This window comes from Nocardia flavorosea NBRC 108225, from assembly GCF_001613385.1.
Lineage (GTDB): Bacteria > Actinomycetota > Actinomycetes > Mycobacteriales > Mycobacteriaceae > Nocardia > Nocardia flavorosea.
Genome location: NZ_BDCG01000002.1, coordinates 540,435 through 562,787 on the forward strand (window position 1 = coordinate 540,435; position 22,353 = coordinate 562,787).

Sequence of the window (22,353 nt, forward strand, 5' to 3'; positions counted from 1 at the left end):
CCTCAGCCGACCAGGACGCGGAGGGTCTCGGCGACCAGCGCCGGACGCTGCGCGCCGTCGATCTCGATGGTGTAGGTGGTGATCAGGTTCGCGCCCTTGGGCGTCCGTTCCAGCGATTCCAGCCGGGCGCCGCAGCGAATCTTCGATCCGACCGGTACGGGCGCGGGGAAGCGGACCTTGTTCATGCCGTAGTTGATCTTCATGCGGACGCCGTCGATATCGAAGATCGTGGCACTCAGTGCGGGTAGCAGCGACAGTGTCAGGTACCCGTGCGCGATCGTGCTGCCGTAGGGACCCGCGGCCGCCCGTCCGGGATCCACGTGGATCCACTGGTGGTCGCCGGTCGCGTCGGCGAAGGCATCGATCCGGGTCTGGCTCACCTCTATCCAGTCGCTGAACCCCAGGTGGGTTCCGACCGCGGCCGCCACCTCGTCGATTCCCTGGAAAACCCGCATCTTCACAGACCCCCGCGCGCGACCAGCTGGGTCGCGATCACATTGCGCTGGATCTCGTTGGTCCCCTCGCCCACGATCATCAGCGGGGCGTCCCGGAAGTAGCGTTCGACGTCGTATTCGGTGGAGTACCCGTACCCACCGTGGATGCGAACCGCGTTGAGGGCGATCTCCATCGCAACCTCGGAGGCGTACAGCTTCGCCATTCCGGCTTCCATATCGCAGCGTTCACCGCGGTCGTACATTTCGGCCGCGTGGCGGGTGAGCTGGCGGGCGGCGGTGAGTTTGGTGGCCATATCGGCCAGATAGTTACCGACCGACTGATGCTTCCAGATCGGTTCGCCGAAGCTCTCCCGCTGCTGGGCGTAGGCGAGCGAATCCTCGAGGGCGGCCGCGGCGACACCCAGCGCCCGCGAAGCCACCTGGATGCGGCCGGTTTCGAGGCCCTTCATCATCTGCCCGAAACCTTTACCGGGCACGCCACCCAGGATGGCATCCGCGGTGATCCGGTAGCCGTCGAACGACAGCTCGCAGCTCTCCACGCCTTTGTAGCCGAGTTTGGGCAGGTCCCGGGACACCGTGAGTCCGGGCCCGTGTTCGACGAGCACGATCGACATCCCCCGGTGCCGCGGGGTCGCGGCCGGGTCGGTTTTACAGAGCAGGGCGATAACTCCGGCCCGCCGCGCGTTGGTGATCCAGGTCTTGGCCCCGTTGATCACCAGATCGTCGCCGTCACGATCTGCACGGGTGGTCATGGCCTGCAGATCCGAGCCGCCGCCGGGCTCGGTCAACGCCATGGTCGCCCGGATCTCACCGGTGGCCAGCCGCGGCAGATACTGTTTCTTCTGGTCTTCGGTACCGAACAGCCCGATCAGCTTCGCGACGACCGTATGGCCGCCCATGGCGCCGGACAGCGACATCCAGCCGCGGGCCAATTCCTCGGTGACCTGTACGTAGCACGGCATCGACACCGGTGTGCCGCCGAATTCCTCCGGTACGGCCAGCCCGTAGATACCGATCTGCTTCATCTGATCGATCCACGCCTCCGGGTACCGGTTGGCGTGCTCGACCTCCTGTACCGACGGTTTCACCTCACGATCGATGAACTCGCGCACCGTTCGTACCAGCAGCGCTTCTTCGTCGTTCAGGTAGTAGCTCACGCGCGATGTCCTCACCGTGTGGCGGGCCCGGCGAGCCCGCGGAGATCCGTACGGCCATAGTCGACCGGCTGAAAGAAAATGTCAATCATGATAAGCATATGCATGGTCTTCGTTTGCGGGCCGCCCCTACCGGTCGCCGGGCACGGGCGACCCGACCCGGCGAAATCCATGCAGGCAGCGCACGATCGAGAAGGACAGCCCGTGAGAATCATCCGCCGACGAGCAGCACTCGTCGCCCCCGGCTCCGACGAGAAGAAAGCACGAAAAGCGCTCTCCGGCAGCGCGGACGAGGTGATCCTCGATCTCGAGGACGCCGTCACCCCTGCCTCGAAGGCCGATGCCCGGGCGCTGGCCTCGGAACTGGTCCAGGAATACGGGCAGACCCGGCCGGTCTCGATCCGGGTGAACAGCCGGACGACCGACTGGTTCGCCGAGGACCTCGCGGCCTGCGCTGCGCTCGGTGATGCTCTCACCTCGATCGTGATCCCGAAAGTGGAGAGCCGTACGGACCTGGTCGCCGCCGATTCCCTGCTCGGCGCCGGGACCGCCGTGTCCGTACAGGCCCTGATCGAAACACCCGCCGGAGTCGGCGCCATCGACGAGATCGTCACCGGTCCCCGCCTGGCGGCGGTTGTGATCGGGTACGCCGATCTCGGCGCCGGCCTCGGCCGGACCCGCACAGCGCCCCCGCATCAATGGCTGTTCGTCCAGGACCGCGTGCTGCACGCCGCCCGGGCGGCCGGTATCCAAGCCGTCGACGGGCCGTTCCTCGGTATCGCCGACGACGAGCCCTTCCGGGAAGCAACGCAATGGGTCGCCGACCTGGGGTTCGACGGAAAATGGGTTATTCATCCGGCCCAGATCGCCACGGTACGCACCACGTTCACCCCGACCGCCGAACAGGCCGAGCAGGCGCGGCGCGTGCTGTCCACACTCGCGGAAGCCGCCGCCCGCGGAGCGGGAGCCGCCCAACTGGACGGTCAGATGCTGGACGAGGCCCTCGCGGTAGCCGCACGCCGCACCCTCTCGATGGCCGGAGCCGGCGATGAGCAGTGATACCGCGCGCACCGTCGGCGGACCGTACTTCGACGAACTGAGGGTCGGCCAGATCTTCGATACCGCCCCCGCGGTCACGCTCACCGATGGTCTCTCCGCCGTCCACCAGAGCATCCTCGGCGACCGGCTCCGCCTGCCCCTGGACGCACATCTGGCCACCGCCGTCGCCGGAGCCCCGGTGGCACACCCCGGGCTCGTGGCCGACCTGTCGATCGGCCAGTCCACGCTGGTCACCCACCACGTCAAGGCCAACCTGTTCTACCGGGGACTGCGGTTCCACCGGCTGCCGCGTATCGGCGACACCTTGCACACCACGACAGGAGTGGCCGGGCTGAAACACAATTCGGCCAAGCCGGGGCGCCGGCCGACCGGCCTGGCCGCGTTGCGGATCACCACAACTGACCAGCACGGCGCGACGGTACTCGATTTCCACCGCTGCGCCATGCTGCCCCTGCGGGAAGACCCCGCTCCGGACGCGCCTGCGCAGAGCGACGACCTCTCCGTTCTCGAGCCGGACAGCGCACCACAGCACGGCGCGCCGGCCGAATTGGATCTGGCTGCCTATCGTGCGCGCGTCCCCGGCACCCATTTCGATCCGTCGCTGGCCGGCACGACCTTCACCTCCAGCGGCGATGTCGTCTCGAGCGCACCCGAGCTGGCCAGACTGACCCTCAATATCGCCGCCACCCATCACGACGAGCGAGCCGGCGCCGCCGGACGCCTCGTCTACGGCGGTCATACGATCGGCCTCGCATTCGCCCAGGCCTGTCGCGCACTACCCGATATGGTGACCGTCCTGGGCTGGCAGTCCTGCGACCACACCGGCCCCGTCCACGAAGGCGACACCCTCACCAGCTCGCTGTACGTCGAGGCCGCCGAAGCGCTACCCGGCGGCGGTGGCACGCTCGACCTCCGGTCGTGCGTATACGCCCATCGCGGCGACGACGCCCCCGCCCCGGTGCTGGACTGGCGGTTCACCGCCCTGTTCGCCTGATACCCACCTACTCACGAGAGGTTTCACCATGAGCACGACCGGACGCCTGGCCGGCAAGATCGCCCTCGTCACCGGCGCAGGTTCGGGACTCGGCCGCGCCTCGGCACTGCGCTTCGCCGCCGAGGGCGCGGCGGTCGCCGTCGTCGACCTCGACCCCACGGCTGCCGAATCCGTCACCACGGAGATCACCACGGCGGGCGGGCACGCACTGCCGGTGACCGCGAACGTCAGCTCCGATGCCGATTCCCGGCGCATGATCGCCGAAACACTCGCCGAGTTCGACCGGCTCGATATCGTGTTCGCGAATGCCGGGATCAACGGCGCGGGCAACGCTGCGGATACGACCGAGTACGAGTGGGATCGGGTTATCGCGATCAACCTCAAGGGTGTGTGGCTCACCTCGAAGTACGCGCTGCCCCACATGATCGAACGGCGGACCGGATCGATCATCAATCAGGCCAGTATGGGCGGACTCATCGGCCTGCCCGGGATCTTCCCCTACACCGCCGCGAAGGGCGGAGTCATCGCCATGACCAAGCAGATGGCGGTCACCTACGGACCCGACAATGTGCGCGTCAACGCGATCTGCCCGGGCACCATCCCGACCCCGCTGGTCTATCGGTCGCGGGTGGACCGGGGCGCGGCCGCCCCGAATACCGATCAGGCCGTGCTGGACGCCGACGCCGCCGCCCGCTTCCCCCTGCGCCGGCTCGGCAGCCCGGACGATCTCGCCGCGACCGCGCTGTTCCTGGCCAGCGATGAGGCGAATTGGATCACCGGCGGGATCTACACCGTCGACGGTGGCCGCAGCGCTTTCTGATCGAACGCGTAAAGCCCGGTGGGACAGGAGCTCCGCCCCACCGGGCTTTCTCGTCTGCGCGAGGGCACGAGGACCGCACAGCCATAACAGGGGTTCCGCCGTGTGCCGGGCACCGATCGGATCCGCTGCCCTCCTGCGCACAGCGACTGCGCCGGAGGCGCGAACCGCCCGGCCCGGCAATCCGCCCAGAACGATCTCGTCGCCACCGGAGTCGAGGGCGACGCCAGGGGTCCGCCATATCTCCGCACCACCCGTTCCGGCCTCCGCACCCAGTTGCGGCGCGGCTACCAGCTGCGGTGGGCGGCCTCGCAAGATCCGGGCGGGCCACGCGATATCGGCTACCGGTGACCGCCGCGACCCGATCCGGACACGAGACCGCCGACAACGCCGGGTCAGGCAGGCCGCCGGTCGAGGAGAACTTCCTCGAAGACCCGCTGAACGTACGGATCGATATCGATCTTCCCGGCAGTGAACCATTCGCCGAAACCGTTGTAGTCGGTATCGTTCCCGTAGCCGAGATCGGCGATGATATCGCTCCATTTCCGGGTTTTCTCCCGGACCGCGGTCGCGAAGGCCGCACCGTCGAGCGCCGAGTTCTCCGCGATTCCGTCGACGATCTTGTCGTTGGCCTCGGTGAGCCGCGCGCGGGCGTCGCCGGCGAACGGAACAACCGCTCCCCCGTACTGTTCGATCTCTTCGACGACATTCGCCGTCACCGGCCAGATCTTGTCCTCGATCGAGGCTCCGAGGAAGACGTCGAGCCGGTCCCACAGCAGTTGCCGGGCAGCCAGCGGCAGGTTGGCCCAGAGGTCGGAGTTGAACACCATATTGCCCGTGGGCACGGCCAGCCCGGCCGCGGGATCGATCACGGTGTTCGGGGCCACCTCGATCAGGCCGCCGATCTGCGCGGCCGACGGGCTGACCATCGCACAGTCGATGACCCCGCGCTGCAATGCCTCGTAGGCTTCGGTGTAGGCGACCGAGGTGGAGGTTCCGCCGAGGGCCGACACCTGCTCGCCCGCCACCGTGCTGCCCACCGAGATGCTCTTCCCCGCGAAATCCGCCAGGCCCGTGGTGGGCTGCGCGCAGAAGAGGGCGTTCACGCCGGCGTTGTAGGCCGGCATCATCAGGTGGAGGCCCTTGTCCTCGAACTCGGCGACGATCTCGGGCGTCGAGAACGCCACCTCGGCCGGCCACGCATTGGACTGCATGGTGCCGGTGACCACGCTCTGGTCCGACAGCACCCCGGCGTCGAGCAGCGCGGCCGACGCGGGGAACTCCTTCGGCTCGTACACCGTGAGCACCTGGCCCATATCGAGACGGCCGTCGCCGATCGCGTCGTCGATCTCGGTGGCTTTGGCGATGGCATCCGAGTAGGCGACCTCGAAGGTGATCTTGCCGCCGGACCAGTCCTCCACGGCGTCGACATACTTCTCCACGAACGACCCGGCGACCGACCCCTTGGCACCCGGCGACTGCGTATGCAGCAGGATCGTGTCCATATCCGCGAAGGCCGCCTGGTACTCGGCTTTGGTGGCGCCGTAGGCGACGCTCGTACCGCCACCGTTCGCGCCGCCGAGGCCCGATTCGGCGCAACCGGCGAGCACGAGCGCGCCGGCGGCAGCGAGAGCACCGACACGACCGGCCGTGCCCGCGCGGGTGAAGAACTTCGACACTGAGTCTCCCTCGAATGGAACCGACGGCTGGGACACGATGCGCGCTGATTGGTTCGTGGACACAACCCTCGCATCGAGAGTGAGCCGCCTCACTGTGATGATGCTAATCATGCGTCTGAATTTCGCCGGTGTCAATATCTATGCGCCTCATTTATTCCTGCGCATGATTATTAGCGCGGGGTAGCATCGGACAGTGTCCGAGGCGGCAGGAGAAAACTCACAGCGACTGCGCGACTGGCTGGACAGCGGTATACCCGCGCTCACCGGGTATACCGACGGGCCGCCGCTCATCCCCCCGGGCGCCGCAGCATCGACCGCCCGGCGGCATACCGACCGAATCGCGGCGACCACCGGCGGCCGAGTCCGCCTGGACGGTGCGCGATTGCTGTCCGAACGCGCCGCCTTCACCGGCTCCCGCCGCGGCGGCACGATATCGGCCGGCCGGCACTGCCGCCTGCTGCCCACTGCCGACGGCTGGGCCGCCGTCAGCTGCGCCCGCCCGGACGACCCCGTTCTCCTCGGCGCCCTGGTCTGTGCCGATATCGGCGACGATCCGTGGCCGGCGGTGGCGGACTGGTTGCAGACGCATACCGGCGCCGAACTCGCCGAACGCGCCGAGCTGCTGGGTTTGGCCGCGGGCCCGATCGATACCGTCCCCGCCGAGGTCCCGGAGCCGTTGGTCGCGCGCCCGGTGACCGGACTACGCGTCGTCGACTTCAGCGCGCTGTGGGCGGGCCCGCTGTGCGCCCATCTCCTCGGGCTGGCCGGCGCCCGCGTCATCAAGGTCGAGACTCCGGCCCGGCCCGACGGTGCCCGCCGCGGAGATCCCGAGTTCTACCGGCTGCTGCACGGCGGTCACGAATCCGTTGTTCTCGATCCGGGTGTAGATAGGCAGCGTCGCGCCCTGCATGAGCTCGTCGAATCCGCCGATATCGTGATCGAGGCCTCCCGGCCGCGGGCACTCGCCGGTTTCGGGCTGGACGCGGCGGAATTCGCCGGATCCGGCGGTACCTGGATTTCGATCACCGCGCACGGAAGGGCGTCGAACCGGATCGGTTTCGGTGACGATATCGCCGCGACCGCGGGCCTGGTGGCGCGCGCCGGCGGGAACGCGCCGCTGTTCGTGGGCGATGCGATCGCCGATCCGCTGACGGGGCTGACCGCGGCGGTACTGGCCATGTCGGCACCCGCCGACGGTTCGGGCCGGCTGTGGGATATCGCCATGTCGGCGGTGATCGCCGCGACCCTCGATCACGGCTCGACCACCGTGCCGGTCGACGATTCGGCAGTCCGCGCTCCGGGCCGGCGCGAGCCGAGGGGCGTGGCAGCCGAGAGTGGCCGGGACACCGCCGCCGTTCTCGCCGAACTGGGTGTGCGGTCCGGATGACGGAGCTTCTGATCCGCGGTGCGGAGATATCCGCGGGGAACCGTGCCGACGTCCTGATCCGCGGCGGCGCTGTCGCCGCGGTCGGGCCCGGCGTGCCGCTGACCGGCCTGCCCACTCTCGATGCCGGCGGCGGGGCACTACTGCCGGGACTACACGATCACCACCTGCATCTCCACGCCCTGGCCGCGGATACGAACTCGGTGCGCTGCGGCCCCCCGCGGGTACGCACCGCCGGCGACCTCGCCCGTGCACTCGCCGCGGCGCCGGGGAACGGATGGATCCGGGGAGTCGGCTACGTCGAAACGGTCGCCGGAATACTCGATTCGGCAGGGCTCGACGCCTTGCACCGTGACCGCCCGGTCCGCATGCAGCATCGCAGCGGCGCGATGTGGACGCTCAACTCCACCGCCGCCCGCCTGGTGGGCCTCGAGACGGCGACCGAACCCGGAGTCGAACGTGATGAGTCCGGCCGCGCCACGGGGCGGGTCTGGCGCGCGGATACCTGGCTGCGGTCGCGGCTGCCCGAGACCGGCCCGCCCGATCTCACCGACATCGGTGCCCGGCTCGCCCGCTACGGAATCACCGGAATCACCGACGCCACACCCGATCTACCGCACGACTCGCTTGCCGGTTTGGTGGCGGCGAGGCGGACCGGCACGCTCCCCCAGCGGCTGAACCTCCTCGGCGTCCCGCTCGGCCGCACCGGCGGGCCCGAAGTGACCACCGGCGCGTACAAGATCGTGCTGGCCGATTCCGGGCTCCCCGATATCGACACCCTCGTGAAGACCATCGCATACGCCCACACCCTCGGCCGCCCGGTCGCCGTGCATTGCGTGAGCCGCGAAGCGCTGCTCATCCTGCTCGCCGCATTCGACGAAACCGGTACATTTCCCGGCGACCGGATCGAGCACGGGGCGCTGATTCCGGCGGAATCCATCGCCACCCTCCGCCGACTCGGGATCGCCGTGGTGACCCAGCCGGGTTTCCTCGCCGATCGCGGCGACGACTACCGGCGCCGAATCGAACCCGCCGACCTGCCCGATCTCTATCGTTGCCGGAGCCTCACGGAAGCCGACGTAGGACTGGCACTTTCCAGTGATGCCCCGTACGGACCGCTCGATCCCTGGCAGGTAATCGCCGCGGCCGCGGCGCGCCGCGCACCCGACGGTCTCGTGGTGGGTGCCACCGAAACACTCGGGCCGGCCGAGGCCCTCGGCCGTTACCTCACCCCGCTGCATGATCCCGGCGGCCCGGCCCGCGCCGTGGTGGCGGGCGCGCCGGCCGACCTCGTACTGCTGGACCGGCCGATCGAACACATGTTGCCGCACCCCACCGCCGACGCGGTGCGCACGACCCTCATCCGGGGAGAGGTAGTTTTTGCGCGATAGTCGTCCGGACATGTATCGAGGTATCCGGATCGCGCGACCGCGGCGCCGCCCAGGTGACTCAGGCGAGCGGACCTTCCCGGTTTTCGGTTCCATCGTAGATCGCCCCTCCATGCCCCGCGTGGTACTCGCCACCTCCGCCACGACACCGGAGTGCGCGGACGCTTCCGGGTGCCGAATCGGCAGCGAGGCAGGACTTCTCGGGTCCTACCCAGCGGCGATCGGACTGCACGACCCGCATCTGTCGGTGTGTACCTGACCACTTCAGGTCCGGGTGCCACCACCCGGTGACACCCACCGCCGGCGCGCAGATGGACCGACATCGACATCACCCCGGCTGAACACCCAGCCGGCGCGGGCGACCATCGACGATTTCAACACCATGCTCGATGCTGTCTCTCCGGGCGCGCGGGTGACCGCCGGTGGCGTCGATATCGCGCACGGTCCCGGCGAGCGGTGTGCCTTGCGGCGCCGTCTTCTCCGAGGCGTCAGAAGACCAGCGGTCCGAGGAGGGACAGGGACAGAACGACCAGCCCCCCGCCGATGCGCGACGAGATCGAGAGGAACGGCAGCAGTTCCAGGCGATCGGCCGCGCCGAGGACGGCAAGGTCGCCGCTGGAACCGAAGTCGGCGAGTCCGAGTCCGGCGGAGATCGACGACTCGATGAAGTTCAGTTTCACCAGCCATCCGACGAAACCGGCCGCGAGCAGCGCGACGATCACCACCGCCACCGTCGAGATCATGTACACCGGGTCGCCGAGGAGTGAGAGCACCTCACGGAAGTCGATTGCCACGATACTCACCGCGGCGAGGACGGCGGGGATGAGTGCGGCGGCCACCAGCCGATACCACAGGTCAGCGCCCTCGACCAGGAAGTCCGGCAGCGGCAGGAAGATCTTGGCGAGTGAGCAGATCAGTATCAGGTAGACGTACCCATGGATGGACGGCGTGTACGTCGAGATCGCGTCGGACACGGTGAACAGCACGCCCGCGGTGAACAGTCCGATGATGCTCGCGCGCACCCCATCGGCAGGGGCGACTTTCTTCACCACCGGTGCCTTGAATTCGATGCCGGAGGCGGCAAGGCTACCGTAGCCGTTGAATCGGGTGAACAGGTTCGGGTTCCGACGCCCCAACCAGGCGAGGGTTCCGGCTGCTGCGATACAGATGATGTTGGCGACGACGATCGCCGGAACGAGTTGCGTCAGATACTCGTCCGAGCTTCCGCCGGCGTTCTGTGCGATGAGTTCGGAGATCGGGATGGCGCCGGCCGCCACGCCCCCGCCCAGAACGGGACCGACCACGAAGAAGAGCATCCGGTCGACGCCATACCCGGTGGCCAGGCCGATGAGGCCGAAGAGGGTGAAGCAGATCGTGATGGTCGCGATCAACGGAACGATGATGCGCGACCCCGCCTTGATGAGCAGCGAGCGGTTCATACCCAGGATGCTGCCGACGATCAACGCCGCCACAATGAATTCGCCGAACTGCGAGAGCTGGTAGAAGTCAGTGATGGCGTCGGCCGTCCGGTCGGGCATCAGGCCGTAGCCGAACAGGATCGCCGGAACAAGAACGGCCAGGATCACGCCCCCGCCGATCCGGTTCAAACCGGGAATGGCGTTGCCGATCACCACGAGCAGACCGCCGATCGCCATGGTCAGGGCAAAGCCCGCCGTCATGCCCCCCGGTGGGGGTGAACAGGTAACCGAGCACGATCACCACGAGGGCCATCGGCACGAACCATCGCAGGGGGAGTCCCAGCGTCGCGTTCATGTCCGACCTTGTGCCGCCCTTGACCGACCCGGATACGGGGTCGGTCGTGTCGATTGAAGGCAATCCGTACTCCTGGCATGGCGATGTGAGCAGCCGAGGGCCGTCGTCATCTGCGACGCACGAGTCTCGTGCCCCCGGCCGATGACGACCACCGTATGTGGCGCCTGTCACCGAGTCAACCCCGTTGTATACACTTTGGTGTCCTGTTAGAAATAATCAGCGAATATTCACCGGAAATGACTGGCTATTGTGTACATATCACGTCCGGCGTCCAGTGTTTCCCGGTGTTCAGCCGGCGATTAGGAGACACCCATGACACAGTCAACCGTCCAGCCCGAGACCGAAGGTCCCGCGGCCGGCCCCCTCTCGGGGCTTCGAGTGATCGAGATGGGACAGCTGCTCGCCGGCCCGTTCTGCGGCCAGATCCTCGGTGATCTCGGCGCGGAGGTCATCAAACTCGAGCAGCCCGGCAAGGGGGATCCGATGCGAGAGTGGGGTCGCAGCCTGCCCGAAGGCGAGTCGCTGTGGTGGTCGGTCGTCGGCCGCAACAAGAAATCGGTAACGGTGAATCTGCGGACGGCCCAAGGGCAGTCGGTCGCAAAACGGTTGATCGCGGGGGCCGACATCGTCGTCGAGAACTTTCGGCCGGGAACACTCGAGCGGTGGGGTCTGTCGTACGAAGAGGTGACCGCCGAGCATCCCGAGCTCATCCTGACGCGGGTTTCCGGTTTCGGACAGACCGGACCATATTCGAACCGTGCCGGATACGGTTCGATCGGCGAGGCGATGGGCGGGCTGCGGTATGTGGTCGGTGATCCCTCCACTCCCCCCTCCCGGATGGGGATTTCGATCGGCGATACGCTGGCAGCGCTCTTCGCCGCGATCGGGACGTTGGGTGCGGTCTACGAGCGGACCCGTAGCGGTCGCGGGCAGGTCGTCGACTCGGCAATCTACGAGGCCGTGCTCGGGATCATGGAATCGATCGTGCCGGAATGGGTCATCTCGAACCACCAGCGCGAGCGCAGCGGCGCGATCCTTCCGAACGTGGCGCCGAGCAACGTCTACCCGACCGCCGATGGCGGCTGGGTACTCATCGCCGCCAACCAGGACACCGTCTTCACTCGCCTCGCCACGGCGATGGGGCAACCCGAACTCGCCACCGATCCACGCTACTCCAGCCATCACGCCCGCGGCGAACGGCAGCAGGAACTCGACGACCTGATCGCCGAGTTCACCCTGACCCAAGGGTCCAAGGCGCTCGAAGATCTACTGCTCGAACACGCAGTTCCGGTCGGGAAGATCTACCGGCCGGTCGATATGCTCGACGACGCGCAGTTTCGGGCACGCAACAGCATCATCGAGACCGCGCACCCGACGTTCGGCACGATCTCGATGCAGAACGCCTTCCCGCGGTTGAGCCGCACCGACAGCTCGGTGCGGTGGCCCGGCCCACGTCTGGGTGAACACACCGACACGGTGCTGGCCGACGTCGCCGGCTACACCACCGACGACATCGAGACGCTGCGTCGAGAAGGTGACGTCTGATGGTGCTCGACGGACTGCCCGGCACGGCCCGGTTGGTCGAGGTCGGCCTGCGCGACGGACTGCAGGCGGTGGGCGGGATTCTCGACACCGAGGCGAAACTGGAGATACTCGAGCAGGTGCTCGCCGCCGGCTTCACCACGGTGGAGATCACTTCCTTCGCCCACCCCAAGGTGTTGCCGCAGTTCGGCGACGCCGAACAGGTGATCGCGCAGGCGCCCCGCCGTGACGGGATCACCTACAAGGCCCTCGTGCCGAATCTGCGCGGAGCGCAACGTGCGTGCGCGACCCGGATCGACGAGATCGTCGCCGTCATCCCGGTCGATCCGAACACGGCGGTCAAGAACCAGAACACGACTCCGGAACGGTTGCTCACCGACTTCTCCGCAATCGTCGAGGAGGCTCAGGCCACCGATAAGAAGGTCACTGCGGCGGTGGCCACCGCGTTCTTCGCGCCGTGTCGTGGTCCGATCCCCGTCAGGGAGCTCGACACCGTTGTCGCCCGGGTCGTCGAGGCCGGGACCGATTCGCTGTATCTCGCCGGTACCAGCGGTATGGAGTCGCCTCGGGAATTCGCCGACGGTGTGCGACGGGTCAAGGCCCAACACCCCGACGTCCCGGTGGGGGTGCATCTACACAATCGCAACGGGTTGAGCGGGATCAACGCGCTTGCGAGCCTGGCCGCAGGAGCCGATTGGCTCGAGGGCTCGTTCGGCGGCCTCGGCGGGGACATGTGGTTTCCGGGTGATCCGTCCGTTCTCGGGAACGCGCCGATGGAGGATCTGATCGTGCTGCTCGACCAGCTCGGCATCGCCACCGGGATCGACCTCACGCTGTACCTGAAGGCGGTGGACACGGTCGCCGAGGCGACAGGGATACCGTCCTACTCGTTCGTCACCCGCGGCGGCACGCGTGACGAACTGGCACATGCCCGATGGCCCGAGGAAGCTCCCGGCCGAACACATGGGTAAGAATGGGTTGCGTGGACAAGCGCAGTGAACGACCCGTGAATGGTGGCGGTCGTGTCCGAGCTGAGTGACCGCATCTTCGAGCTGGTCGTCGCCGGGCACTACGGTCCCGGGGAAAAGCTCAACGAGACCGAGCTCGCCGAACGGATGGGGGTGAGCCGTACCCCCATCCGGGAGGCGTTGAAAGAACTCGCCAATACCGGTGTCGTCGTCGTCGAACGAAACAAGGGTGCCCGCGTCAGAGAGCAGACCGAGGAATCGGTGGAGGCTACATTCGACCTCCGATCCCTCGTCGAGCCCCGGGCCGCGGGACTCGCGGCCACCGCGATGTCGTCGGAAACCATCGATCTGCTGAGGGCCTCAGCCCTGCGGATGCGTGACGAGGTGAGCGCTGCAGGCTCTCTCACCGAGATCGCCGCGCTCAATCACGACTTCCACACCACGATCCTGGCAAGCTGTCCCAACCGACGCTTGGCCGACGTCGCCCTCGGACTGCTCAAACCGATAGTCGCATCACGCACACTCCGCAGCTACGGCCCGGAGGAACTGCGGCGCAGTGCAAACCACCACCTCGAGATCGTTGACGCCGTCGCGTACCGCGACGCCGAATGGGTGGAAGCCGTCATGCGTGCACACATCCGCGCGGGATTCCACACTGCTGTCAAAAGCGTAGTGCCGACGCCACCACGAACGGCGGTCCGCTGATCCGAGACTCGGTTGATCGCCCAGCTGCCGGTCGCTTCGCGTGACGCCTGGATCGCGCCGGTGGCTGCTGCGCAGCGGGCCTCGGCTCCTGGTCGGCGACGCCGCTCGCCGGACTGCGAGGCGCTCCTGGCAGGTATGCACGACCGCCCGCTGAACTCCACATCGTCGGGGAGTCCGGCCGGATTCCGTGGGAGACACTCCACGTGACTCTTGACCTGGAGCGCTCTCCAGGTCGTAGCGTATGAGCGACCTAGTACCCACCATCACAAGGGGATGACGTATGGACCTCGGTTTTCACCTACCGATATTCGATATCGACGGTGGCACCGCCGCCATTGCCGGGGAGTTGGCGCGTGTGGGCGCGGCGGCGGAGCAGGCCGGGGCGAGCTGGCTGTCGTTCATGGACCATTTCTTCCAGATCGAGCCGACCGGCCTGCCCGCCGACGCGAATATGCTGGAGGGCTACACCAGCCTCGGCTATATGGCCGCACACACCACCGACATCGAACTCGGCCTGCTGGTGACCGGAGTGACCTACCGGCATCCCGGTGTGCTCGCCAAGATCGTGACGACACTCGATGTCCTGTCCGGAGGACGGGCGGCACTGGGGATCGGCGCGGCGTGGTTCGAGCGGGAGCATCAAGGCCTGGGCGTGCCGTATCCGCCGGTCCGCGAACGGTTCGACCGGCTGGAAGAGACATTGCGGATCTGCGCGCAGATGTGGGATCCGGAAAACAACGGGCCTTTCGAAGGAAAGTACTACCAGCTGGCCGAAACTCTGTGTTCCCCGCAGCCGATCCACCGGCCGAAGGTACTCATCGGCGGTGGAGGGGAGAAACGGACCCTGCGGCTGGTCGCCCAGTACGGCGACGCCTGCAACCTGTTCGCTTCCAGCACAGAGGAAGTCGCACACAAACTCGACGTACTGCGCCGCCACTGCGACGACGTCGGCACCGATTACGAGCGGATCCGCAAAACCGTGCTGGCCGGCAGCCCGGATCCGGCCGCACTCGACGATTTCGTCCGCCGGATGGCCGGTTACGCCGAACTCGGCGTGCACACCGCGATCGTGATGCCGCCCGGTGGGGCACCCGCGGCATGGGTCGACAGCATCGCACCGGTGGTTCCGCAACTCGCCGACCTCTGACCGGGCGACCGGTCGAGATCGTCGGCACCCCACGGCTGCGCGGCATCGTGCCGAACCCAGTGGGTGAGGAACAAGTGTGCGCCGTCGCCCACCGGCTTGCCGCGCGGAGTTCACGAACCTCCCGAGTCGCCCCGCCACCCCACCGGCGGCAGCCCCGCCGATCCCGAGAACTCCCAGGGATTGTGAATATCCTGCTCCCCGATTTACTTGTTCGACGCCCGGTCGTCGAACCGCCACTGCGCTCGAGGGCAGGCGCGGTGGTTGTTCGGCCCGGCACCGATCTACTGAGGTGGGTCCACGTCGGCTCCGGATGGTCTCGCGGACGAGCCGACCGGGGCGCTCAGCGAGGGACGGTCGCCGGGCGTTGACCTCCGGGACGCATGCGGCGTTCGACGGACGGAGGAGACTACCCGCTGCTGACCGGTAGCGGTACCGGCCGGGCGGGGACGGCGTCGGCCGCGAGGTCGCGGAAAATACCGTTACCGGGCGTGGTCCGGGAGAGGGCGTCGGCGGCGAGGATCACCGCGGCGCCGGTCCAGGTGGTGCGTTCCACCGGCCAGCGTTTCCCGTCCGCATACACCAGGCCGGTCCAGTACGAGCCGTCGGTTTCGCGGAGGTGTTGCATATTCGCGAACAGCTGGTGGGCGCGGTCACGGTCGCCGAGAGCATCGAGGGACAGCACCAGTTCGCAGGTTTCCGCGCCGGTAACCCACGGGCGGTCCGAGACACAGCGGATACCGATATTGCCGACCACGAACGTATCCCAGCGTTCGGCGATCCGCGCCTGTCCGGCAGGACCGCGCAATGCGCCGCCGAGAACCGGGTAGTACCAGTCCATCGAGTACCGGTCCTTGGCCGTGAACAGCTCCGGATGCTCGCGCAGCGCACTGCCGAGCCGGGTGCGGGCCGATTCCCACTCGGGATGCGGATCCCCCAGGCAGCGCGCCAATTCCAGTGCGGCGCCGAGACTGTGGTACATGCTGGCGGAACCGGTGACCAGCGCTTCGGGCAGGATATCGGTGCCGTCGCGCAGCCAGTAGATCTGGCCCTGGTCGCCCTGGCAGTCGATGACTAGGTCGATGGCCGCGCGAACGACCGGCCACATTTCGGACGCGAAAGCGGTGTCACCGGTGATGGCGAGGTAGTGCCAGAGGCCGGTGGCGATATAGGCACAGAAATTCACATCGGTGGCGGCGTTCTCGACCTCGCCGTCACGGAACTGCATCGGCCACGATCCGTCGGGCCGCTGGGTGCGGGCCGACCAGGTGTAGGCAGCGACGGCTTCGTCACGGAGACCGGCCACGGTGAGCGCCATCGCGGACTCCACGTGATCCCACTGGTCGGTATGGCCGCCGGAGAACCACGGGATGGCGCCCGAGGATTCCTGGTCGGCGGCGATGGATTGCGCGGTCTGCAGACACTGGCGGCGGGTGAGGACCGAGGGGACCGACGGTAGCTCAACCGGCGGCACGGGTCACCGCCGGTTTGCTGAAGTACAGGGCCACGCTCTTACCGATCAGCGGGTCGAGCGCCTTTTCCGCGGTCCGGGTGAGCAGCGGCTGTTTCATCATGTCCCACACCAGCATCCGATGGTAGGCACGCACCAGCGGATGGTCGGGTTTCTCCACGCCGACCGCGCATTTGATCCACCAGTACGGCGAATGCAGGGCGTGCACATGGGTGCGGTGGGTATGCCGCAGCCCGCGAGCGGTGATCTTGTCGCGCAGTTCGTCGGCCTTGTAGATGCGGATATGCCCGCCCTCGTTGGCATGGTATTCGTCCGACAGCGCCCAGCACACCCGTTCGGGCAGCCAGCGCGGCACGGTGACCACCAGTTGGCCGCCCGGGCGCAGCACGCGTACCAGTTCGGCGATGGCGGCGTCGTCGGCGGGCACGTGTTCGAGGATCTCCGACGCGATCACGACGTCGAATTCGCCCGCACCGTAGGGCAGGTCGAGGGCGTTACCCTCGACCGCCTCGGCCTTCGCACCGGCCGGGGCCTCCCCCACCTGCGCCATGGCCTCGAACATGGTGGCGACGTTCGCGAGTTCGGGTGCGTCCTGGTCGAAGGCGACCACATCGGCGCCGCGCCGGTAGGCCTCGAAGGAATGACGGCCGGCGCCGCAGCCCACATCGATGACCCGGGTGCCGGGGCCGATCCCGGCGCGGTCGAAGTCGACGGTCAGCACGATGCGCCTCCTGTGGTGGTGAGCTGGGCGGATGCGCCGGCTCCCCGGTCGCCCACGACTCGCCCGGCGTGCCGGTCGATCGCGTTCTGGTACACCTGCACGGTCTGTGCGGCCACCGATTCCCAGCTGAATACGGAGACGGCGCGCTCGCGGCCCGCGGCCTGCATCCGCTTCCGGATCTGCGGCGAGTCGAGCAGACGGCCGATCACCTGGACCAAGGCGGCCGAATCGCCGGGTTGGGTGAGTTCGGCGCATACGCCGGGTTCGCCTACGACCTCCGGCAGGGCACCGGTGCGGCTGACCACGAGCGGAGTGCCCGAGGCCATCGCTTCCACCGCGGGCAGCGAGAAGCCCTCGTACAGGGAGGGGATGCACGCGATTTCGGCCGAAGCGAGAAGTTCGGCGAGTTCGGTATCGGTCAGTCCGGGACGGACGGTGACGATATCGGAGAGCCCGAGTTCGGCGATCTGTTTCTCGGTCGGCCCGTTCGGTTCCAGTTTCGCGACCAGCTGCAGTTCTACCTTGTGGGTGACCCGCAGCCGGGTGAGCGCCTGCAGGAGATGCGAGATACCTTTGAGCGGTTTGTCAGCGCTGGCGACGGCGACGATCCGGCCGGGAACTCGCGGCCCCCGCGGCGCGAACAGTTCGGTGTCCACGCCGAGGGGGACCACTTTCAGTTGCGCCGGGTCGACGCCGAAATCGTCGGCGATATCGGTCGCCGACGAGGTGGACACGGTGAGCAGATCGGGGATCTGCCGGGCGATGCGCTGCTGCATACCGAGAAATCCGTACCAGCGGCGCACCAGCGGTTTGCGCCGCCAGATCGCGGCCGCCAGATCGACCTCCCGGTCCTTGGTGATGGGGTGGTGCACGGTCGCGACCAGCGGCAGCCGCCGGGCGATATCGAGCAGCCCGCTGCCCAGGCACTGGTTGTCGTGGACGACGTCGAAATCCTGAACCCGGTCGCGCAGGATCCGCGCCGCGCGCAGGCTGAACGTGCGAGGTTCGGGGAACCCGGCAGTCCACATGGTGGCCAGTTCCAGCAGATCGATCCGGTCGCGGATCTCGCCGGGCCGCGGTGTGCGGAACGGGTCGTCCTCACGGTAGAGGTCCAGGCTGGGCACCTCGGTCAAGGTCACGCGCGGGTCGAGGTCGGCCGGGTAGGGCTGGCCGGAGAACACCTCCACCTGGTGGCCGAGTTCGGCCAATCCGGCGCTGAGCCGGCGCACATAAACCCCCTGCCCACCGCAATGAGGCTTGCTGCGGTAGGACAACAAGGCAATTCGCACGGCTAGCTGACCTCACGGGTGATCGAATTCATGTCCCGCAGTTTGCCAGCCAGCCGTTCGAGGTAGGCACGCACCTCCGGTTCCGGCTTGTCCGGCAACCCGTACAGCACATCGGTGACCCCGTCAGCGGCCCAGGCGGCGAGCCGGTCGGCGTCGGGTTTGAAGTCCAGTGCCACCACCCGCGGCACACCCTCGCGGCCGGCATCGGCCCATGCCTTCTTCAAGGTCGCCAGACGACCGGAGATATCGGTTTCGCCGGGCGTGGTGATCCAGCCGTCGGCGTGGGCGGCGATCCACGCGCAGGTGCGTTCGGTGCCCGCCGCGCCGATGAGCACGGGAACGGTGCGGTCGACCGGTTTGGGCCAGGCCCAGCTCGGTCCGAACTGCACGAACTTGCCGTCGTAGGACGCCTCGTCCTCGCGCCACAGGGCGCGCATCGCCTCCAGGTATTCGCGCAGCGCGGTGCGGCGTTTGTTGCCGGGGATGCCGTGATCGGCCAGCTCGTCGGTGTTCCAGCCGAAACCGGCGCCGAGGGTGACGCGGCCGCCGGAGAGGTGGTCCAGGGAGGCGATCGTTTTGGCGAGGGTGATGGGATCGTGCTCGACCGGCAGTGCGACCGCGGTGGCGAGTTCGATGCGTTCGGTGACCGCGGCCGCCATGGCCAGCGAGACCCAGGGGTCGAGGGTGCGCATATAGCGGTCGTCGGGCAGGGTGGCGTCCCCGGTCTGCGGGTGGGCGGCCTCGCGCTTCACCGGGATATGGGTGTGTTCGGGGACGTAGAACGAGGAGAATCCGTTGTCCTCGGCCGCGCGGGCGGCAGCTGCGGGACTGATCCCGCGATCACTGGTGAACAGAACGATGCCGAAGCGCATACCTGAGCCTTGTCTGTCGGGGTGGTGGAGCGGGCCGCGGCAGCGTCCCGGCGGAGGTGGTCACTGACCGTTGCGGGCGGCCTTCTTCGCGGCTTTGGCGTGCTGATCGATCTGGGCGCCGATCACATGGTCCAGCGAGGTGCCGGCAGGCCAGCCCACGTAGTGGCACAGGAACAGGGAGATCTCGCGCAACGCGGTTTCGTCGAGTTCCCCGTTCTTCAGCGCGGCGCCGATCTGGATACCGGCGACATCGAACAGGCCTTGTGCGGTGAGCGCGCCGAGCAACAGCAGCCGCCGATCCCGCAACGACAGCCCGGGGCGGGACCAGATATCGGCGAACAGGTGGTCGGCCGTGACGGCGAAATGGTCGCCGGGGCCGTCCTGGAATTCCCATCCGTAGACTTCCGCCATTTTGGCCAGCCCCCGCTCCCGCACCGTGGGAAGCGCTGCGGGGTCGTTCGCCGCGGGCTGGGTCGTGGGATCGGTCATGCTGCTCCTTCGGCGCCGCAACGGTCCGGCGAAAGTGTCTGGACAGGTGTACGGAATATAATTCGGACACTCTCCGCCACGCAAGAACGTGTTCTCGTCGGCCCCGTCACCGGCCGACCGGCCGCCGGCCGTGGCGGCATTCGCAAATCACCTCGAAGCGGCGCCGAGTTCTGGAAAAATCGCTGAATCGTTGTCGGACGCAGTCGCCGGTGGTAGCGTCCAGACACATGTCCAGCTATGTGTCTTCCCCAGGGGTTCGCCCCGCGCGAACCGGGAAGAACTCGTTCTCGGAACATCCGACGCCGAGGGAGCACACACCGTGAAGATCGTGGCCGATATGGACCTGTGCCAGGGGCACGCCGTCTGCGCCGCCGAGGCGCCGGACATCTTCGCCGTACCCAAACGCGGCCAGGTGGAGATCCTCGACCCGAACCCCGGTCCCGAACACAAGGCCGACGTCGAGAATGCCGTGCGCTACTGCCCGACCCAGGCTCTGCTCGTCGCCGACACGGACTGAGCAAGCCACACCCCTCGCCGGCTCCGGCGGCGCGGATATGCGCCCTGATGCCCGACGAGCACAACCACCGAACCGATGCACAGCCCGCAGGTTCTTTCGGAAAGGGAACAACACCGATGACAGGTTTCGATCGCGCCGAACTCGACGAGATGGTGCGCCGCTGGATCGCCGAGAACGAGCGCTGCGAGAAGCTGGGCGACTGGAAGCCGCTGGCCGAGATGTACACCGCGGACGCCACCTACGGCTGGAACTACGGCCCCAAGGACGAGTTCATGGCGGTGGGCCGCGACGAGATCCGCGAGCTGGCCCTCGGCCAGGAAATGGAAGGCCTGCAGGGCTGGGAATACCCGTACCAGCAGTTCGTCATCGACGAGCGCAGCGGTGACTGTATCGGGTTCTGGAAGCAGCAGTACACCACCACGCCGCGGGAAGACGGCAGCCTGTACACGGTGAACGGAATCGGCGGCAGCTGGTTCCGGTACGGCGGCGACTACCAGTGGTCGTGGCAGCGCGATTTCTTCGATTTCGGCAATGTCTCGGCGCTGTTCCTGGAAATGATGACCGACGAGGCGATGTCGGAACCGATGAACGAGCGGATCGCGAAATCCACCGCCTCCCGGCTGCCCGGCTGGTACCGGATCGGCACCGCCCCGGCGTCGCTGTGGTGACTCCGATGACCGTACCCACCAGCAGGTTCCATGCACTGAGCCGGGAGGCTCTGGCGGCCCTGGTACCCGAGCTGCTGTTGTGCGGGCAGCTCATCGATCGATCCGGGATGGCGCACTGTATTTCCGCCTTCGGCCGGGAGGGGATGGCCGAAGTCGCGATCGAGGAATGGCAGCTGTCCAGTCCGGTCTATACCCGCCGGATGCAGCAGGCTCTCGGGTATACCGGTGACGATATCGTCACCATCTTCAAGGGCCTCCAGCTCGATATCGGGGCACCGCCGCAATTCATGGATTTCCGGTTCCGCGTCGACGATTCCCGCCACGGCGAGTTCTGGCTCGACCACTGCGGGGCGCTGGCCGATGTGGAACCCATGGGCGAGCCCTACGTGAAGGCGATGTGCCACGATATCGAGGATCCCACCTTCGATGCCACCGCGCTGGCAACCAACAAATACGCCCAGGTCCGGCCGATCCACCGCCCGCCGCGCGTACCCGCCGACCGGCATCCGGTCTGCGCGTGGACGGTGATCATCGACGAATCCCACACGCCGCCGGAGGTTCCGCGCAATGCGCCGTTGGTCGCGGAATCGGTGGCCGCCCGGCTACCGCTTGCCGCGATCGACCCCACCGGCGAGGGCCGCGCCGACTACAGCGGACCATTGCTCAGCGATCTGCGGTTCCCGGACTTCTCCCATTCCGCACTCGTGCGCATCGCCGAGGAGGTGTGCCTGCAACAGCATCTGCTGGTGCTCGGTTTCATGATCGCCGTCCACGAACGCACCGACGACGATTCGGCGCTGGAAATCGGGCGTAAACAGTTCACGGGGATCGCCGGGGTCGCCTCCGAACGGATCCGTGCCTGTCTCGGGCTGGGCGACGATACGGACGCGCTCGCACAGGTCCTGCGCATCCACCCGGCACTGAACCCCTTGCACTACACCGATGTCGAAGTCGAGCCCGGCATCGATAGCGTGCAGATCCGGTTCCCCGGCGCCAGCGGTGCGCTCACCGACCGCGCATGGCCGTCGATGATCGACCCCGATCATCTCGGTCCACTGGATGCCCTGGTGCGGGGCGTGAACCCGCACTTCTACAGCCGCGTCACCGACAACGGTCCGGGCGGCTGGACCGCCGAGATCACCGCGGCGGCCGAACCGTTCGCAGAGGCTTCGGAAGTGGCGATCACCCGATTCAGCACCGGCGTCGAATTCAGCTTCACCGACCGCGGCATACCGCTTCCCCTCACCGTTCTCTGATCCTCCCA

At 67.4% G+C, this 22,353-nt stretch carries 22 protein-coding genes; 13 read left to right on the forward strand and 9 right to left on the reverse strand.

Annotation, left to right across the window (positions count from 1 at the left end):
• Nucleotides 1-2: 2 nt before the first annotated feature.
• Both NFL01S_RS02660 and NFL01S_RS02665 read right to left on the reverse strand, forming a co-directional pair.
• Nucleotides 3-455, reverse strand: coding sequence for a MaoC family dehydratase (locus NFL01S_RS02660; protein ID WP_062970996.1), 453 nt, complete (start codon nt 453-455; stop codon nt 3-5).
• A gap of 2 nt (nt 456-457) precedes the next feature.
• Nucleotides 458-1,612 carry an acyl-CoA dehydrogenase family protein gene (locus tag NFL01S_RS02665; protein WP_062970998.1) on the reverse strand — a complete coding sequence of 385 codons (1,155 nt, stop codon included), beginning with the start codon at nt 1,610-1,612 and terminating at the stop codon, nt 458-460.
• Nucleotides 1,613-1,780: 168 nt separating this feature from the next.
• On the opposite strand from NFL01S_RS02665, the gene NFL01S_RS02670 reads away from it, so the two are divergent.
• The 4 genes from NFL01S_RS02670 (at nt 1,781) to NFL01S_RS02685 (ending at nt 4,830) form a co-directional block, all read left to right on the forward strand.
• Nucleotides 1,781-2,668, forward strand: coding sequence for an HpcH/HpaI aldolase/citrate lyase family protein (locus tag NFL01S_RS02670; protein ID WP_062970999.1), 888 nt, complete (start codon nt 1,781-1,783; stop codon nt 2,666-2,668).
• Nucleotides 2,658-3,662 carry a MaoC family dehydratase gene (locus tag NFL01S_RS02675; protein WP_062971000.1) on the forward strand — a complete coding sequence of 335 codons (1,005 nt, stop codon included), beginning with the start codon at nt 2,658-2,660 and terminating at the stop codon, nt 3,660-3,662. Before NFL01S_RS02670 ends, NFL01S_RS02675 begins: the two co-directional genes overlap by 11 nt.
• A 28-nt stretch (nt 3,663-3,690) precedes the next feature.
• Nucleotides 3,691-4,482 (forward strand): SDR family NAD(P)-dependent oxidoreductase, encoded by a 792-nt coding sequence (locus NFL01S_RS02680; protein ID WP_062971001.1) that lies wholly within the window; start codon nt 3,691-3,693, stop codon nt 4,480-4,482.
• A gap of 102 nt (nt 4,483-4,584) precedes the next feature.
• Nucleotides 4,585-4,830, forward strand: coding sequence for a hypothetical protein (locus NFL01S_RS02685; protein WP_062971003.1), 246 nt, complete (start codon nt 4,585-4,587; stop codon nt 4,828-4,830).
• A 44-nt stretch (nt 4,831-4,874) separates the two neighbouring features.
• Here the strand turns inward: NFL01S_RS02685 and dctP are convergent, their stop codons facing one another.
• The gene (gene dctP / locus NFL01S_RS02690) at nt 4,875-6,158 is read right to left on the reverse strand and encodes a TRAP transporter substrate-binding protein DctP (RefSeq protein ID WP_062971005.1); all 1,284 of its coding nucleotides are present in this window, start codon (nt 6,156-6,158) and stop codon (nt 4,875-4,877) included.
• Nucleotides 6,159-6,351: 193 nt separating this feature from the next.
• On the opposite strand from dctP, the gene NFL01S_RS02695 reads away from it, so the two are divergent.
• Both NFL01S_RS02695 and NFL01S_RS02700 read left to right on the forward strand, forming a co-directional pair.
• Entirely contained in the window at nt 6,352-7,545 is a 1,194-nt protein-coding gene (locus tag NFL01S_RS02695; RefSeq protein ID WP_245670481.1) for a CoA transferase, read from the forward strand.
• A complete protein-coding gene (locus tag NFL01S_RS02700) occupies nt 7,542-8,933 on the forward strand; it encodes an amidohydrolase family protein (protein WP_062971007.1) in 1,392 nt (463 codons plus the stop codon). Before NFL01S_RS02695 ends, NFL01S_RS02700 begins: the two co-directional genes overlap by 4 nt.
• 485 nt (nt 8,934-9,418) lie before the next feature.
• Here the strand turns inward: NFL01S_RS02700 and NFL01S_RS02705 are convergent, their stop codons facing one another.
• Entirely contained in the window at nt 9,419-10,609 is a 1,191-nt protein-coding gene (locus NFL01S_RS02705) for a 2-hydroxycarboxylate transporter family protein (RefSeq protein ID WP_062971009.1), read from the reverse strand.
• Nucleotides 10,610-11,015: 406 nt separating this feature from the next.
• Between NFL01S_RS02705 and NFL01S_RS02710 the strand changes: the two genes are divergently transcribed.
• The 4 genes from NFL01S_RS02710 to NFL01S_RS02725 all read left to right on the forward strand — a co-directional run bounded on the left by NFL01S_RS02710 (nt 11,016) and on the right by NFL01S_RS02725 (nt 15,065).
• Nucleotides 11,016-12,248, forward strand: coding sequence for a CaiB/BaiF CoA transferase family protein (locus tag NFL01S_RS02710; protein ID WP_062971011.1), 1,233 nt, complete (start codon nt 11,016-11,018; stop codon nt 12,246-12,248).
• A complete protein-coding gene (locus NFL01S_RS02715; RefSeq protein WP_062971013.1) occupies nt 12,248-13,216 on the forward strand; it encodes a hydroxymethylglutaryl-CoA lyase-like TIM-barrel protein in 969 nt (322 codons plus the stop codon). Before NFL01S_RS02710 ends, NFL01S_RS02715 begins: the two co-directional genes overlap by 1 nt.
• Nucleotides 13,217-13,267: 51 nt before the next feature.
• Nucleotides 13,268-13,918, forward strand: coding sequence for a GntR family transcriptional regulator (locus NFL01S_RS02720; RefSeq protein WP_062971372.1), 651 nt, complete (start codon nt 13,268-13,270; stop codon nt 13,916-13,918).
• A 280-nt stretch (nt 13,919-14,198) separates the two neighbouring features.
• The gene (locus NFL01S_RS02725; RefSeq protein ID WP_062971015.1) at nt 14,199-15,065 is read left to right on the forward strand and encodes an LLM class F420-dependent oxidoreductase; all 867 of its coding nucleotides are present in this window, start codon (nt 14,199-14,201) and stop codon (nt 15,063-15,065) included.
• A gap of 406 nt (nt 15,066-15,471) precedes the next feature.
• On the opposite strand, the gene NFL01S_RS02730 is transcribed toward NFL01S_RS02725, so the two are convergent.
• Genes NFL01S_RS02730 through NFL01S_RS02750 form a run of 5 tightly spaced genes read right to left on the reverse strand, consistent with a single transcriptional unit; the run spans nt 15,472 to nt 19,904 of the window.
• Nucleotides 15,472-16,536 carry a glucosidase family protein gene (locus NFL01S_RS02730; protein ID WP_062971017.1) on the reverse strand — a complete coding sequence of 355 codons (1,065 nt, stop codon included), beginning with the start codon at nt 16,534-16,536 and terminating at the stop codon, nt 15,472-15,474.
• The gene (locus tag NFL01S_RS02735; RefSeq protein ID WP_062971022.1) at nt 16,523-17,254 is read right to left on the reverse strand and encodes a class I SAM-dependent methyltransferase; all 732 of its coding nucleotides are present in this window, start codon (nt 17,252-17,254) and stop codon (nt 16,523-16,525) included. The genes NFL01S_RS02730 and NFL01S_RS02735 overlap by 14 nt, the downstream gene beginning before the upstream one ends.
• Nucleotides 17,248-18,543: a glycosyltransferase family 4 protein gene (locus NFL01S_RS02740; protein WP_062971024.1), complete on the reverse strand. Its 1,296-nt coding sequence runs from the start codon at nt 18,541-18,543 to the stop codon at nt 17,248-17,250. The genes NFL01S_RS02735 and NFL01S_RS02740 overlap by 7 nt, the downstream gene beginning before the upstream one ends.
• 2 nt (nt 18,544-18,545) lie before the next feature.
• A complete protein-coding gene (locus NFL01S_RS02745; protein WP_062971026.1) occupies nt 18,546-19,415 on the reverse strand; it encodes an LLM class F420-dependent oxidoreductase in 870 nt (289 codons plus the stop codon).
• A 60-nt stretch (nt 19,416-19,475) separates the two neighbouring features.
• Nucleotides 19,476-19,904 (reverse strand): carboxymuconolactone decarboxylase family protein, encoded by a 429-nt coding sequence (locus tag NFL01S_RS02750; protein WP_062971028.1) that lies wholly within the window; start codon nt 19,902-19,904, stop codon nt 19,476-19,478.
• A gap of 319 nt (nt 19,905-20,223) precedes the next feature.
• Here NFL01S_RS02750 and NFL01S_RS02755 point away from each other — a divergent pair, with 319 nt between their 5' ends.
• The 3 genes from NFL01S_RS02755 (at nt 20,224) to NFL01S_RS02765 (ending at nt 22,345) form a co-directional block, all read left to right on the forward strand.
• Nucleotides 20,224-20,421, forward strand: coding sequence for a ferredoxin (locus NFL01S_RS02755; protein WP_033246257.1), 198 nt, complete (start codon nt 20,224-20,226; stop codon nt 20,419-20,421).
• Nucleotides 20,422-20,537: 116 nt separating this feature from the next.
• Complete coding sequence (locus NFL01S_RS02760; RefSeq protein ID WP_062971030.1) at nt 20,538-21,089, forward strand: hypothetical protein; 552 nt, start codon at nt 20,538-20,540, stop codon at nt 21,087-21,089.
• A gap of 5 nt (nt 21,090-21,094) precedes the next feature.
• Nucleotides 21,095-22,345: a hypothetical protein gene (locus NFL01S_RS02765; protein WP_157116177.1), complete on the forward strand. Its 1,251-nt coding sequence runs from the start codon at nt 21,095-21,097 to the stop codon at nt 22,343-22,345.
• Nucleotides 22,346-22,353: the final 8 nt, after the last annotated feature.

Bases quoted from the DNA above. Each gene is read 5' to 3' on its own strand.
- NFL01S_RS02700 (WP_062971007.1), top strand. From the start codon at position 7,542: ATGACGGAGCTTCTGATCCGCGGTGCGGAGATATCCGCGGGGAACCGT.
- NFL01S_RS02760 (WP_062971030.1), top strand. From the start codon at position 20,538: ATGACAGGTTTCGATCGCGCCGAACTCGACGAGATGGTGCGCCGCTGG.
- NFL01S_RS02670 (WP_062970999.1), top strand. From the start codon at position 1,781: ATGCAGGCAGCGCACGATCGAGAAGGACAGCCCGTGAGAATCATCCGC.
- NFL01S_RS02715 (WP_062971013.1), top strand. From the start codon at position 12,248: ATGGTGCTCGACGGACTGCCCGGCACGGCCCGGTTGGTCGAGGTCGGC.
- NFL01S_RS02725 (WP_062971015.1), top strand. From the start codon at position 14,199: ATGGACCTCGGTTTTCACCTACCGATATTCGATATCGACGGTGGCACC.
- NFL01S_RS02705 (WP_062971009.1), bottom strand. From the start codon at position 10,609: ATGACGGCGGGCTTTGCCCTGACCATGGCGATCGGCGGTCTGCTCGTG.
- NFL01S_RS02680 (WP_062971001.1), top strand. From the start codon at position 3,691: ATGAGCACGACCGGACGCCTGGCCGGCAAGATCGCCCTCGTCACCGGC.
- NFL01S_RS02660 (WP_062970996.1), bottom strand. From the start codon at position 455: ATGCGGGTTTTCCAGGGAATCGACGAGGTGGCGGCCGCGGTCGGAACC.
- NFL01S_RS02765 (WP_157116177.1), top strand. From the start codon at position 21,095: ATGACCGTACCCACCAGCAGGTTCCATGCACTGAGCCGGGAGGCTCTG.
- NFL01S_RS02710 (WP_062971011.1), top strand. From the start codon at position 11,016: ATGACACAGTCAACCGTCCAGCCCGAGACCGAAGGTCCCGCGGCCGGC.
- NFL01S_RS02750 (WP_062971028.1), bottom strand. From the start codon at position 19,904: ATGACCGATCCCACGACCCAGCCCGCGGCGAACGACCCCGCAGCGCTT.
- NFL01S_RS02745 (WP_062971026.1), bottom strand. From the start codon at position 19,415: ATGCGCTTCGGCATCGTTCTGTTCACCAGTGATCGCGGGATCAGTCCC.
- NFL01S_RS02675 (WP_062971000.1), top strand. From the start codon at position 2,658: ATGAGCAGTGATACCGCGCGCACCGTCGGCGGACCGTACTTCGACGAA.